Annotated in this window: 13 protein-coding genes; 12 read left to right on the top strand and 1 reads right to left on the bottom strand. The window is 67.7% G+C overall.

The features are described from left to right. The first annotated feature begins 10 nt into the window (after positions 1–10). From AUL32_RS18815 to AUL32_RS18785, 7 genes are all read left to right on the top strand, one after another. Entirely contained in the window at positions 11–1,015 is a 1,005-nt protein-coding gene (locus AUL32_RS18815) for a substrate-binding domain-containing protein (RefSeq protein WP_061978625.1), read from the top strand. 62 nt (positions 1,016–1,077) lie between these two features. Next, positions 1,078–2,571, top strand: coding sequence for a sugar ABC transporter ATP-binding protein (locus tag AUL32_RS18810; protein ID WP_062118422.1), 1,494 nt, complete (start codon positions 1,078–1,080; stop codon positions 2,569–2,571). Beyond that, positions 2,564–3,595: an ABC transporter permease gene (locus tag AUL32_RS18805; protein ID WP_062118419.1), complete on the top strand. Its 1,032-nt coding sequence runs from the start codon at positions 2,564–2,566 to the stop codon at positions 3,593–3,595. The genes AUL32_RS18810 and AUL32_RS18805 overlap by 8 nt, the downstream gene beginning before the upstream one ends. Further along, entirely contained in the window at positions 3,588–4,661 is a 1,074-nt protein-coding gene (locus AUL32_RS18800) for an ABC transporter permease (RefSeq protein WP_082659835.1), read from the top strand. The genes AUL32_RS18805 and AUL32_RS18800 overlap by 8 nt, the downstream gene beginning before the upstream one ends. After that, positions 4,658–6,046 (top strand): FGGY-family carbohydrate kinase, encoded by a 1,389-nt coding sequence (locus AUL32_RS18795; protein ID WP_062118416.1) that lies wholly within the window; start codon positions 4,658–4,660, stop codon positions 6,044–6,046. The genes AUL32_RS18800 and AUL32_RS18795 overlap by 4 nt, the downstream gene beginning before the upstream one ends. Beyond that, positions 6,043–6,768, top strand: coding sequence for a class II aldolase/adducin family protein (locus AUL32_RS18790; RefSeq protein ID WP_061978621.1), 726 nt, complete (start codon positions 6,043–6,045; stop codon positions 6,766–6,768). The genes AUL32_RS18795 and AUL32_RS18790 overlap by 4 nt, the downstream gene beginning before the upstream one ends. Positions 6,769–6,929: 161 nt before the next feature. Beyond that, positions 6,930–7,247 (top strand): hypothetical protein, encoded by a 318-nt coding sequence (locus tag AUL32_RS18785; RefSeq protein WP_061978620.1) that lies wholly within the window; start codon positions 6,930–6,932, stop codon positions 7,245–7,247. A gap of 37 nt (positions 7,248–7,284) precedes the next feature. On the opposite strand, the gene AUL32_RS18780 is transcribed toward AUL32_RS18785, so the two are convergent. Then, entirely contained in the window at positions 7,285–8,196 is a 912-nt protein-coding gene (locus tag AUL32_RS18780; protein ID WP_062118414.1) for a LysR family transcriptional regulator, read from the bottom strand. 302 nt (positions 8,197–8,498) lie between these two features. Between AUL32_RS18780 and AUL32_RS18775 the strand changes: the two genes are divergently transcribed. The 5 genes from AUL32_RS18775 to AUL32_RS18755 are packed head-to-tail and all read left to right on the top strand — an operon-like array spanning position 8,499 to position 13,158. Next, entirely contained in the window at positions 8,499–9,731 is a 1,233-nt protein-coding gene (locus tag AUL32_RS18775) for an ABC transporter substrate-binding protein (protein ID WP_062118411.1), read from the top strand. An 11-nt stretch (positions 9,732–9,742) separates the two neighbouring features. Continuing rightward, positions 9,743–10,576: an ABC transporter ATP-binding protein gene (locus tag AUL32_RS18770; RefSeq protein ID WP_062118407.1), complete on the top strand. Its 834-nt coding sequence runs from the start codon at positions 9,743–9,745 to the stop codon at positions 10,574–10,576. Continuing rightward, positions 10,569–11,282, top strand: coding sequence for an ABC transporter ATP-binding protein (locus tag AUL32_RS18765; protein WP_062118404.1), 714 nt, complete (start codon positions 10,569–10,571; stop codon positions 11,280–11,282). The genes AUL32_RS18770 and AUL32_RS18765 overlap by 8 nt, the downstream gene beginning before the upstream one ends. Before the next feature lie 5 nt (positions 11,283–11,287). Continuing rightward, on the top strand, positions 11,288–12,175 hold the full coding sequence (locus AUL32_RS18760; RefSeq protein WP_062118543.1) for a branched-chain amino acid ABC transporter permease: 888 nt from the start codon (positions 11,288–11,290) through the stop codon (positions 12,173–12,175). Beyond that, complete coding sequence (locus AUL32_RS18755; protein WP_062118401.1) at positions 12,172–13,158, top strand: branched-chain amino acid ABC transporter permease; 987 nt, start codon at positions 12,172–12,174, stop codon at positions 13,156–13,158. The genes AUL32_RS18760 and AUL32_RS18755 overlap by 4 nt, the downstream gene beginning before the upstream one ends. Positions 13,159–13,226: the final 68 nt, after the last annotated feature.

Genomic DNA, 13,226 nt, shown 5'->3' with positions numbered 1-13,226 from the left:
AGGATAAGACATGCTGATGTCGCGCCGCCGCGCTCTCGCGGCCATGGGAGGTCTTCTGGCCCTCTCGCTCGCCGGCCCCGCCGCCTTGGCTCAGAGCGCCGAGCCGCAGGCCGGAATCGTCGTGAAGATCGGGGGCATTCCCTGGTTCAACGCGATGGAGGAAGGGATCAAGAAGGGCGCCAAGGAGTACAAGGTCAATGCCTGGATGGTCGGCCCGACCCAGGCCGACGCGGCCCAGCAGGTCCGCGCCATCGAGGACCTGATCGCCCGTAAGGTCAACGTGATCGGCATCGTGCCCAACGATTCCGCCGCGCTCGAGCCCGTGCTCGGCCGAGCCCGCGCCGCCGGCATCAAGGTTCTCGCCCACGAAGGGCCGGACCAGAAGGAAAAGGACTGGGACTTCGAGCTGACCACGACCGAGGCCTACGGCCAGGCGCATATGGACCTTCTGGCCAAGGAGATGGGCGAGGAAGGCAAGTATATCGTCTATGTCGGCTCGCTCACCGTGCCGCTGCACAATGCCTGGGCCGACGCCGCCATCGCCTACCAAAAGACGAAATATCCCAAGATGCAGATGGTGGGGGATCGGTTCGGCGTCGCCGAAAGCCTCGACGAAAGCATCAAGACCACGCAGGACCAGCTGCGCGCCAACCCCGATCTCAAGGGCATCCTGACCTTCGGCAGCCAAGGCCCGATCGGTGCCGGGCGCGTTCTGGACGATCGCGGCAAGGCCAAGAGCATCGCGCTGGTCGGCGGCTTCTCACCGGGCCAGGGCGCCAAATACGTCAAATCCGGCGTCATTCGCGGCGGCTATATCTGGAACCCGCTGACGGCGGGCGAGGTCTTCGCGCAGCTTTCCTCGTTGCTGGCGGCGGGCAAGGAGCCCACCGACAACATGGAGATCACCGGCGTCGGGCCCGTGCGGGTCTATCCCGACAAGCGGCTGATCCAGGCCCAGAAACTGGAATCCCTCGACAAGGCTAATATCGACCGTCTGGTCGCGCTCGGCCTCTGACCCCTGCTCCGGCGGCCCGATCGGGCCGCCGGCTCCTCATTTCGGACGGTGGGAGGCGGCCGATGGCGGATGACGTTCCATTTCTCAAACTGACGGGCCTGTCCAAGCGCTTCGGCGGCGTGCGCGCGCTGGAGAGCATCGACTGGGACGTGCGCCCGGGCGAGGTCCATTGCCTCGTCGGCGAGAACGGCTGCGGCAAGTCCACGCTCATCAAGGCTATCGCCGGCGTCCACGCGCCGAGCGAAGGCACGATCGAGATCGAGGGCGAGAACGTCCTGCCGCTGACGCCAGCGCGCGCCAAGGCGCTCGGCATCCAGGTCATCTTCCAGGACCTGTCGCTGTTTCCCAACCTTTCGGTGGCCGAGAACATCGCGATCGACGCCTATCTCGGCGGCGCGCTCAAGCCGGTTCGCGCCGCCCGCATGCGCGCCCTCGCCAAATCCGTGCTGGCGCGGCTCGCCTTCGATCTCGACCCGTCCGCGCTCGTCTCCGACCTGCCCGTCGCCGAACGGCAGATCGTCGCCATCGCGCGCGGGCTCGCGGCAAAAGCGCGGCTGATCTTCATGGACGAGCCGACGGCCTCGCTGACCCGCGCCGAGGTGAACCGGCTGCTCGCCATCGTGGCGCGGTTGAAGGCGGACGGGATCGCCGTTGTCTTCGTCTCGCACCGCCTTGAGGAGGTGGTCGAGATCGCCGAGCGCGTCACCGTGTTTCGCGACGGGCGCAAGGTCGGGACCTGGCCGGTCTCCGAGATGGACCCGCGCCGCATCGCCCATCTCATGACCGGGCTCGACATCGACCATGGTGTGGCGGCGCGCGACATGAGCGCGGCCGAGCCGCTTCTGACGGTGGAGGGCCTGTCGCGGCGCGGCGAGTTCGCCGATGTCAGCTTCACCCTGCGCCGGGGCGAGGTGCTGGGCCTCGTCGGGCTTCTGGGCGCCGGGCGCACGGAGTTGGCGCTGACGCTGTTCGGCATGCACCGCACTGAGGGCGGGACGATCCGCCTCAACGGCGCGCCGCTGTCGCTGCGCTCCAATCGGGACGCCGTGCGCGCCGGCATCGCCTATGTCTCGGAGGACCGCCTGTCGCTCGGCGTCATCCTGCCGCAGTCGATCGAGGACAATGTCGGCCTCGCCGTGATGAAGGACCTCGCTGGTCGCTCCGGCCTCATCCCGCGCCGTCGGCGCGCCGATCTGGCGAGAGACTGGGTGCGCCGCCTCGCCATCAAGGTGCCCGACATCGACCGTCCCGTGCAGACCCTGTCGGGCGGCAACCAGCAGCGCGTCGTGCTCGCCAAATGGCTGGCGACGCGGCCGAGCGTGCTCATTCTCGACGCGCCGACGGTGGGCGTCGACATCAAGAACAAGCAGGGGATCTACGAGATCGTGGCTGAGCTGGCGCGCGAGGGCGTGGGCATCATCTTCATCTCGGACGAGGTGAGCGAGGCCTTCGCCACCTGCGACCGGGTGCTGCACATGCGCGCCGGGCGGATCGTCGACGAAGTCGTGCCCGGGCGCACCAGCGAGCGCCAGTTGGAGGAGAGGATCTATGCCTGATCACCCGCACGGACCCCGCCGCGCCGCCCTGTCGCGCCTTCGGCGCCGCCCCGAAGCCTGGCTCTTCGGCGTCATCGTCCTCGCCGTCCTGTTCTTCGGCGCCATGGCGCCCGGCTTCCTGACGCTGCCCAACGTCATCGACCTTCTGGAAACCTATTCCGTGCAGGCCATCATGGCGATGGGCCTCTTCGTCGTGCTGGTTTCTGGGGGTATCGACATTTCCTTCGCCGCCACCGCCTCGGTGTCGCAATATGTCGCGGCGCTTCTCGCCGCCCGCATGGGGTTTCCCGCCCCGCTGGCGATCGGGCTGGGTCTGGCGCTCGGCACCGCGCTCGGCTGTCTCAACGCGGCGCTGATCCATTTCGTGCGCATTCCCTCCATCATCGCCACGATCGCGATGATGAGCGTCACCTTCTCGCTTCTCATGTATTTCTCGGGCGGGCGCTCGATCTACGACCTGCCGGACTGGTGGACGACGCGCGTCACCTTCTACGAGACGGAGATGGCGAACGGCGATCTGGTTCGCGTCACGCTGCCCATCATGGCCATGGTGGTGGTCAGCCTCGGCACCTGGGCCTTGATGAACAAGACGGCGGTGGGCCGGCAGCTCTACGCCATGGGCGGCAACACGGAAGCGGCGCGGCGTATCGGCATCTCGATCGGCCATCTCCATTTCGTGGCCTACGGGTTCCTCGGCTTTCTCGCCGCCTTCGCCGGGCTTCTCCAGGCGCACCGGGTGGGCGAGAGCGTGCCCAACGCCATGGCGAACACGGAGCTTGCCGTCCTCTCCGCCGCCGTGCTCGGCGGCGCCAGTCTGACGGGGGGCATCGGCACCGTGCCGGGCGTGCTGCTGGGCATCGTTCTCCTCGCCATCCTGCAGAACGGGCTGAACCTTCTGGGCGTCTCGTCCTATTTCTTCCAGATCGTGATCGGCCTCACGATCCTCGCCTCCACCTCGCTCACCTTCCTCTCCTCCCGGCGCGGTCGGCGCCATCGCACCCTTGGCGAGGCCGCCCATGCTTGAGAACCGGACGTCCCATCCCCTGGCCGACGACGGCGCCCTTGCCGGCTTCATGACACGGCTGCGGGCTGGCGTTGCCGGCGCCCATCTCGGCCTGACCGGCCTTCTGGTCGCGCTGGTGCTGGCCTTCTCGCTGGCGGTTCCCGGCTTTGCCAGCCTCGGCACGCTGCAGTCCTTCATGTTTCAGATGCCGCTTCTGGGGCTTCTGTCGCTCGCCATGATCGTGCCGCTCATCACGGGCGGGCTGAATCTGGCGATCATCGCCACCACCAATCAATGCGCCCTGCTGATGGTCTTCGTCATGCAGAACGCCATTCCCGCCGCGGCGGGTGGCGGGGCGGTGCTGGCCGGCGTCGCGCTGGCGCTGGCGGCGGGCCTCCTTCTCTGCCTCGTCATCGGCCTCCTGACGGGCGCGCTCATTGCCTATACCGGCGTCCACCCGATCCTCATCACGCTCGGCACCAAGTCGCTGATCGACGGGGTCAGCATCTATCTCACGCGCGGCATGGCGCTGTCGGGCGTGCCAGACCTCGTCTCCCGCATCGGCAATTCCAGCCTGTTCGGCGTGCCCTTGGTCTTCGTGGTCATGGTGCTCGTCGCGGTCGTGGTCGGGCTGGTCCTGAAGAAGACCGCCTTCGGCATCGCCTGCCACATGATCGGCTCCAACATGGAGGCGGCGCGCTATTCCGCCATCGACACGAAGCGGGTGCTGATCGGCGTCTACACGCTGTCCAGCCTCGTCTGCTTCGTCGCCGCGCTGGTCATGCTGGTGATCTTCAATTCCGCCAGCGCGGACTATGCGCAGTCCTACCTCCTCGTCACCATTCTCGCGGCAGTGCTCGGCGGGGTCGATCCGTTCGGCGGCTTCGGCACGGTGGGCGGGCTCATGGTGGCGCTCGCCATTCTCCAGGTCATCTCCTCGGGCTTCAACCAGTTCGGCCTGTCGAACTACCTGACCCTCGCCATCTGGGGCGGCACGCTGATCGCCGTCGTCGTGGCGCAGTCGATCCGCCCGCATCTGCCCGCGCTCGCCGGCATCCTGCGAAAGCGCGGCGAGGGGGCGGCATGAGCGTCGTCGCCGTCTTCGACGTCGGCAAGACCAATGTGAAGCTTCTCGCCGCCACCCCGGACGGCGCGATCCTGGAGGAGATGTCGGCGCGCAATCTCGTGGTGGATGGGCCGCCCTACCGCCATCACGACCTCGCCGCCCTGGAAGCCTGGTTGCTGGACGGCCTCGCCGACTTGGGAACGCGCCATTCGATCGGGGCGATTGTCGCCTGTTCGCACGGTTCGGGCGGCGTGCTGGTGAATGAGAGCGGCGCGGCCATGCCGATGATCGACTACGAGCAGGAGCCGCCGGTGGATGTCGTGCGGGACTATGCCGCCATGGTCGGCTCGTTTCGCGAGCGGGGCAGCGCGGTGATGCTGGGCTCGGCCCATCTGGCGCGTCAGATGCTTTGGCTGGAGCGCGGCTGGCCGGATGTCTTCGCCGGGGCGAGCGCCTTTCTGGCGCTGCCGCAATACTGGGCCTTTCGCCTCTGCGGCGTGGCGGCGGGCGAGGTGACGAGCCTTGCCGCGCAGTCGCATCTCTGGTCGAGCGCCGACGGGGCCCCCGCGCGGCTCGTCGAGCGGCGCGGCTGGGCGCGCCTCCTGCCCCCGCTTCGCCGCGCCTATGAGACGCTTGGGCCCCTGAAGCCAGCGCTGGCGAAGCGCTGCGGCCTGTCGCCGGACACGCGCGTCCTCTGCGGCATTCACGATTCCTCGGCCAATTTCTACCGCTATCAGGCTGCCGGCCTCTCCGATCTCACCGTGGTTTCGACCGGCACATGGATCGTCGCGCTTACGGACCGGTCCGGCGTCGATCTCGATCGCGAAGCGCCCGGCCGCGCCTGCAATGCCGATGTCCTCGGCCGCCCGGTGCCGGGCATGCTGACCATGGGCGGGCGGGAGTTCGCGGCCGTGGCGGGCGAGGCGCGCGGGCCGGCGACGCGCGAGGCGCTGAGGCGCATCGTCGCCGGCCGGACGCTGGCTCTCCCCTCCTTCGGCGGAGACGACGGGCTCTTTCCCGGCACCGCGCGGCGCGGCGTTGTCGAAGGTCCGCTGGCGGGGGACGCGACCCTGCGCTTCACGCTCGGCCTTCTCTACGCCGCCATGCTCGCCAATCAATGCTTGCGGGACCTGCCGCCGGCCCGCACGCTCGTTCTCGACGGCGGGCTGGTTCGCGATCCCCTGTTCGGCGCGATCCTGGCCGCGCTCAACCCGGGCGTCCGAGTTCTCGTCAACCGCGACGCGCACGGAACGGCGACCGGGGCGGCCCTTCTCGCCGGCCACGAAACGCGCGCCGCCCCCGCGCCGCTCAGTGTGGAAACGCCCGATGTTTCCGACCTGCCCGATCTCTTGTCCTACTGGTCGCACTGGTGCGACCGGTCCAGACCCTGGAGCCAAGCCTCATGACTGCCTATGACGACGCCGCCCTTCGCGAGGAAATGGTCGCCACCTGCCGCCGGATGAACGAAACCGGGATCAACCAGGGCACCGCCGGCAATCTTTCCGTGCGCAATCCGGCGGGCTTCCTGGTGACGCCGACGTCGCTGCCCTACGACCGGATGCAGCCGGGCGATCTCGTGCAGATGTTCTTCGACGGCACCTATGAGGGCCAGCGGCGCCCCTCGTCGGAATGGCGCTTTCACCGCGACATTCTCGCCGCGCGCACCGACATCGACTGCGTGCTCCACTGCCATTCCGTCTATGCGACGACGCTTGCCGTGCATCACCACGCGATCCCGAGCTTTCACTACATGACGGCGATCGCCGGCGGCACCACGATCCGCTGCTCCCGCTACGCCACCTTCGGCACGCAGGCCCTGTCCGACGCCGCGCTCGAAGCGCTGGAAGACCGGCTCGCCTGCCTGCTCGGCCAGCACGGCCAGATCGCGCTCGGCAAGACGCTGGGCGCCGCCTTGGCGCTGGCGGTCGAGGTGGAGACGCTGTCGCGCCTCTATGTGCAGGCCCGCGTCCTGGGCGAGCCGCCGGTGCTGCCGGACGAGGAAATGGCGCGCGTCATCCAGCAGATGAAGAATATGAGCTACGGCCATGCGCCCGATCTCGACGGCGTGAACGATACGCCGAGCGCCAAGTCCGAGAGCACCGATCCCAAGGCCCGCATGAGCGCCTGAGCTTGAGCGGCGAGGGGCGGCGCGCGCCGCCCCTCGAGAGCGCCGTTGCGCTCGGCGCCTGCTCGAACTCTCATCGAGCGAGGTCATCAAACCGTCGGCTTGGTCCCGCACGCTCGCCGTCGAGCGAGAGTTCCCGCAACTGCACTGGAAGACGACACGACATGCGCATCCCCACCGTTCCCCTGGTCTTCGGTCTGACTGTCGCCGCGATCTCCGGCCCGGCGCTGGCATCGAGCGCCGACGCCTGGGCCGAGTTCGACGCGCGCGTGACCAAGGCCTGTCTTGCCGCCAGCGGCATCCGCAACGCCCGGCCCTCCACCATCGTCGGCTTCGACGATCGCGTCGGCATGGTCGCGATGCTGGTGTCGGACCGCACGCGCGGCTCGTCCCTGTCGAAACTCTGCCTTTACGACAAGAAGGCGGGGAAGGCCTATGTGGACGAGGCCGAAACCTGGTCGGCCCCGCCGCAACGGCGCTAATCTCGCGGCCCGAGGCCACGCAAGCGTTGCTCGGCCCTCAGGCGCCGAGCAGCGCTTCGGCGCGGAAGATCGGGCCGAACTCTGTCGCCTGCCGCCGGATGAAGTCGGCCAGCACCCGGATGCGCGGCGCGGCGGCGAGGTCTTCGTGCGAACTCATCCAGTAGTCGCGCTCCAGATGCAGCTCGCGCGGCAGGATGGGCACGAGCTCGGCGTGGCGCGAGGCGATGAAGAAGGGCAGGATACCGATCCCGAACCCCGCCAGAACCGCCTGCAACTGGGCCTGGATGGAGGAGCTTTGATAGCCCGCGCGCATGCCGGGCAGAATCTCGGAGAGATAGTCGAGGCCGGGCGTGAAGATCATGTCCTCGACATAGCCGATCAGCGGATGAAGGTTCACCTCGCCCCGTGTGCCGATCGGCCCGTGCCGGGCGAGATAGTCGCGCGAGGCGTAGAGAAAGAGCCGGTAGCCGGCGATCCGCTCGCTGAGATAAGGCCCGGCGCCGGGCGCGTTCAGCGTCACCGACAGGTCGGCCTCCCGGCGCGACAGGGAGACGATCTGCTGGATCGTCACGAATTCCACGAGAAGGCCGGGATGGGCCCGCGCGAAGCCGGGCAGGCGTTCGGCCAGGAAGAAATTGCCGAACCCCTCCGGCGTCGACAGGCGTGCCACGCCTCTCGCCCAGCCGCCGGCTTCCAGGATCGTCTCGCCGAAGCCCTCCACCTCCCGCTCCATCCGCTCGGCATGGGCGACGAGGCGCTCGCCCAGAATGGTCAGCGTGTAGCCGCGCGCGGAGCGCTCGAAGAGGCGCATGGCGAGCGCCTTCTCCAAGCGGTCGATCCGCCGGGACACGGTCACGTGATTGCTGCGCAACCGTCGCGCGGCGGCGGAGAGCTGGCGCGTGCGCGCAACCGCCAGGAAATGCCGCAGATCGTCCCAATCGAACTGCAATGCGATCTCCCGAGCCGGCTTCCTCTTACGTTTTCGTACAAGGCTTGTACGAAAAACGCCATTCTGAACGCATCTGCTTGGTGCTAGCCTTTCGCATCCGCATCGCCCCGTGGGACGGCAGGGCAGTGAGGAGGCTTTCGACGCGCGCGCGAAGACGGGCGGGAAAGCGGGGAGGACGAGCACGGCCGGTCGATCCGACGCCGCCTGTAGCCCTGCGCGTCGCGCGGCGGCCCGGCGGTCGCCAGAGGCGGCCCTCGACACTCCCGACAGGCGATCGATGGAATCGACGAAAGGGAGGAACGATGACGGTTTCCGGCAGGCTCAAACGGACGGTCCTGGCAGGCGCGACGCTCGCGCTGGCGGCCAGCACTTCGATGCAAGCGAAGGCGCAGGAGGTCTCCGACGACATCGTCAAGATCGGCATCCTGAACGACCAGTCCGGCGTCTATGCCGATTTCGGCGGCCGCTGGTCCTTCGAGGCCGCCAAGATGGCGGTGGAGGATTTTGGCGGCACGGTTCTCGGCAAGAAGATCGAGGTCATCACCGCCGACCACCAGAACAAGCCCGACATCGCCTCCAACATCGCGCGCCAGTGGTACGACACCGAACAGGTTGACGCCATCATGGAACTGACGACCTCCTCCGTCGCGCTGGCCGTGCAGGGCCTGTCGAAGGAGAAGAAGAAGATCGACATCGTCACCGGCGCGGCGACCACCGACCTGACCGGCAAGGCCTGCAGCCCCTATGGCTTCCACTGGGCCTACGACACCCATGCGCTCGCAGTCGGCACCGGCGGCGCGCTGGTCAAGCAGGGCGGCGACAGCTGGTTCTTCCTGACGGCTGATTATGCCTTCGGCTACTCGCTGGAGGAGCAGACATCGAACTTCGTCAAGGCGAGCGGCGGCACGATTGTGGGATCGGTGCGCCATCCCCTGTCCAACACGGACTTCTCCTCCTTCCTGCTTCAGGCGCAGTCCTCGGGCGCCAAGGTCATCGGCATGGCCAATGCCGGTCTCGACACGTCCAACGCGGTGAAGCAGGCGGCGGAGTTCGGCATCGTTGCGGGCGGCCAGCGGCTGGCGGCGCTGCTCTTCACCCTTGCCGAGGTCCACGGGCTCGGCCTCGAAGCGGCACAGGGCCTGTCCTTGACGGAGGGCTTCTACTGGGACCGCGACGACGACTCGCGCGCCTTCTCGCAGCGCTTCTTCGAGCGCACCAAGCGCATGCCCAACATGATCCAGGCCGGCACCTATTCCGCCGTGCTGCAGTATCTGAAGGCCATCGACAAGGCCAAGACCGACGCGACCGAGCCAGTTGCCAAGGCGTTGCACGAGATGCCGGTGGACGATGTCTTCGCGCGCGGCGGCAAGGTCGCCAAGAACGGGCGCATGATCTACGACATGTATCTTCTCGAGGTGAAGAAGCCCGCCGAGAGCACCAAGCCCTGGGACTATTTCAAGGTCCTCGCCACCGTGCTGGGCGACACAGCCTATCTCGATCCGGCCAAGAGCAACTGCCCGCTGGTTACCCCGTAAGCGGCGCGGGCATGAGCGGCATTCTCTCAACCGCCCATCCCGGCGCCCTTGCCAGGGGCGCCGGGGACGCGGCGCCCGGCCGGGGCCTCGCCAAGGGCGAGACCGTCCTGTCCTGCCGGGGCCTCAGGCGCGACTTCGGCGGCTTCACCGCCGTCCGCGATGTCGATCTCGACGTCGGCCATGCCGAGGTCCATGCGCTGATCGGCCCGAACGGGGCGGGCAAGACCACGGTCTTCAACCTCCTGACCAAGTTCCTGCAGCCGAGTTCGGGCACGATCACGCTTCTGGGTGAGGACATTACCAAGACCCCGCCGGCCAAGGTGGCGCGCCTTGGGCTCGTTCGCTCGTTCCAGATCTCGGCGACCTTTCCGCATCTGACGATCCTGGAGAATGTCCGCGTCGCCCTGCAGCGCCGGAACGGGCTCGCCATCCAGTTCTGGCGCCCGCTCTCCAGCCTCGACCGGCTGAACGCGTGCGCCATGGAGCTGATCGACGCGGTGGGACTGACCGAAGCGCGCGACAGGCCGGCGGCCAGCCTGTCCTATGGGCGCAAGCGCGTTCTGGAGATCGCGACCACGCTGGCGCTGGAGCCCAAGGTGCTGCTTCTGGACGAGCCGATGGCCGGCATGGGGCACGAGGATGTCGAGGTCATCGCCGCTATCATCAAACAGGTCGCCCGCAACCACGCGGTGCTGATGGTGGAGCACAATCTGAAGGTCGTCGCCGATCTCTGCGACCGCGTCACCGTGCTCCAGCGCGGCGAGATCCTGGCGGCGGGCGACTATCGCACCGTCTCCACCGACGAGCGCGTGCGCACCGCCTATATGGGAACCGACCATGTCTGACCGCGCCCAGCTGCTGCTCAGCGTTCGCGGCCTCAAGGCCTGGTATGGCGAAAGCCAGGCGCTGCACGGCGTCGATCTCGACATCTTCCCCGGCGAAACCGTCACGCTGCTCGGGCGCAACGGCGTTGGCAAGACCACGACGCTGCGCGCCATCATGGGGCTTCTGCCCAAGCGCAGCGGCACGCTGCGCTTCGAGGATCGCGATCTCCTGAAAGTGCCGCTGCACCGCGTCGCCCGGCTGGGCCTCGGCTTCGTGCCGGAGGAGCGCGGCATCTTCTCAAGCCTTTCGGTGGAGGAGAACCTGCTGTTGCCGCCGATCGTGGCGCCGGGCGGCATGAGCGTGGAGGAAATCTACGCGCTCTTCCCCAATCTGAAGGAGCGGCGCCAGAGCGGGGGCACGCAGCTTTCGGGCGGCGAGCAGCAGATGCTCGCCATCGCCCGCATCCTTCGCTCCGGCGTCAAGCTCCTGCTGCTCGACGAGCCGACGGAGGGCTTGGCGCCCGTCATCGTGCAGCGCATCGGCGAGATCCTTCAGGTCTTGAAGGCGCGGGGCATGACGGTGCTTCTGGTGGAGCAGAACTTCCGCTTCGCCGCGAAGGTGGCGGACCGCTTCTACCTCATGGACCATGGGCGCGTGCTGGACGGCTTCGCTGTCGCCGAACTGCCGGACCGCATGGCGCAGATGACGCAAACGCTGGGAGTGTGATCGGGATGACGATGATCTTCGGCGTGCCCGTGCAGGCCTTTCTCGGGCAATTGCTCGTCGGGCTGATCAACGGGTCCTTCTACGCGATGCTGAGCCTCGGGCTTGCCATCATCTTCGGCCTGCTGCGCATCATCAACTTCGCCCATGGCGCGCAATACATGCTGGGCGCCTTTGCCGGCTATCTCTTTCTGTCGGTGGCCGGCATCGGCTTCTGGCCGTCTCTGATCCTGGCGCCGCTCGTGGTCGGGCTGCTCGGCGCCCTCATAGAGCGCGTCGCGCTGCGCCGTCTCGCCGATCTCGATCCGCTCTATGGCCTCCTCTTCACCTTCGGCCTCGCGCTCGTCATCGAGGGCACGTTCCGCTACTACTACGGCGCCTCGGGTCAGCCCTATGCGCCGCCTCAGCTTCTCACCGGCGGCACCAATCTCGGCTTCATGTTCCTGCCGAACTATCGCGGCTTCATCGTCGTCGCTTCGCTCGTCATCTGCCTTGCCACCTGGGCGCTGATCGAGAAGACGCGGCTCGGCGCGTATCTCAGGGCCGCCACCGAGAACCCCCAGCTGGTGCGCGCCTTCGGCATCAACGTGCCGCTTCTCCTGACGCTGACCTACGGGTTCGGGGCGGCGCTGGCCGGGCTCGCCGGCATCCTGGCGGCGCCGATCTATCAGGTGAGCCCCTTGATGGGCACCAACATCATCATCACGGTCTTCGCGGTCGTGGTGATCGGCGGCATGGGCTCGATCGGCGGCGCCATCGCCACCGGCTACCTGCTCGGCCTCTGCGAAGGGTTGACCAAGGTCTTCTACCCCGAAGCCTCCAACATCGTCGTCTTCGTGATCATGGCCGTGGTGCTGCTCATCCGCCCGGCCGGCCTGTTCGGGAGGGCGGCATGACGAGCCTTTCGGCTACAGGTTCCTCGTCGGCGCGCCCGGCCTCCCTCGGCGCGAAGCTCGCGCTTCTCTTTGTGGCGATCGGGCTTCTCGTTGCCGCGCCCTTCTTCTTCTATCCGATCTTCCTCATGAAGATCCTGTGCTTCGCGCTCTTTGCGGCGGCGTTCAATCTTCTGCTCGGCTATACCGGCCTCCTGTCCTTCGGCCATGCCGCCTTCTTCGGCAGCGCGGCCTATGTCACCGCCTACACCGTCAAGGAATGGGGGCTGACGCCCGAACTCGGCGTCGTCGTCGGCGCGGCGGCCGCCGCCCTGCTCGGCCTCGTGATCGGCGCGCTGGCGATCCGCCGCCAGGGCATCTACTTTGCGATGATCACGCTGGCGCTCTCGCAGATGCTCTTCTTCTTCTGCCTCCAGGCGCCCTTTACCGGCGGCGAGGACGGGCTGCAGGGCGTGCCGCGCGGCCGGGCGCTCGGCCTCGTCGATCTGGCCGACCCGATGGCCATGTATCTCTTCGTGCTCGCGATCTTCCTCGCCGCGATCTTCGCGATCTACCGGATCGTCAACTCGCCCTTCGGCACGATCCTGCGCTCGATCCGCGAGAACGAGAACCGCGCCATTTCGCTGGGATATTCCGTCAGCGCCTACAAGCTCTCGGCCTTCGTCATGTCGGCGGCGCTGGCGGGCGTGGCCGGCGGCATGAAGGCGCTGGTCTTCCAGTTCGCGACGCTCACCGACGTCACCTGGCAGATGTCGGGCGAGGTCATCCTGATGACGCTGCTTGGCGGCATCGGAACGATGCTCGGGCCGATCGTCGGCGCCGGCCTGGTGGTGGCGATCCAGAACTCTCTCGCCACCTCGGCCTTCCCGGTCACGGTCATCACCGGCCTGATCTTCATGGTCTGCGTGCTCCTGTTCCGGCGCGGCCTCGTCGGAGAGCTTCTCGCCTCGCGCTTCGGGCGGCGCTTCGGCGGGGAGGGCGGCTGATCCGATGGAGGAGGCCTACGACTTCATCGTGATCGGCGGCGGCACGGCGGGCTGCGCGCTCGCCAACC

Source organism: Aureimonas sp. AU40, assembly GCF_001463785.1.
Lineage (GTDB): Bacteria > Pseudomonadota > Alphaproteobacteria > Rhizobiales > Rhizobiaceae > Aureimonas.
Note: the sequence above shows the minus strand (reverse complement) of the source record. Positions and strands in the feature narration are given on the sequence as shown.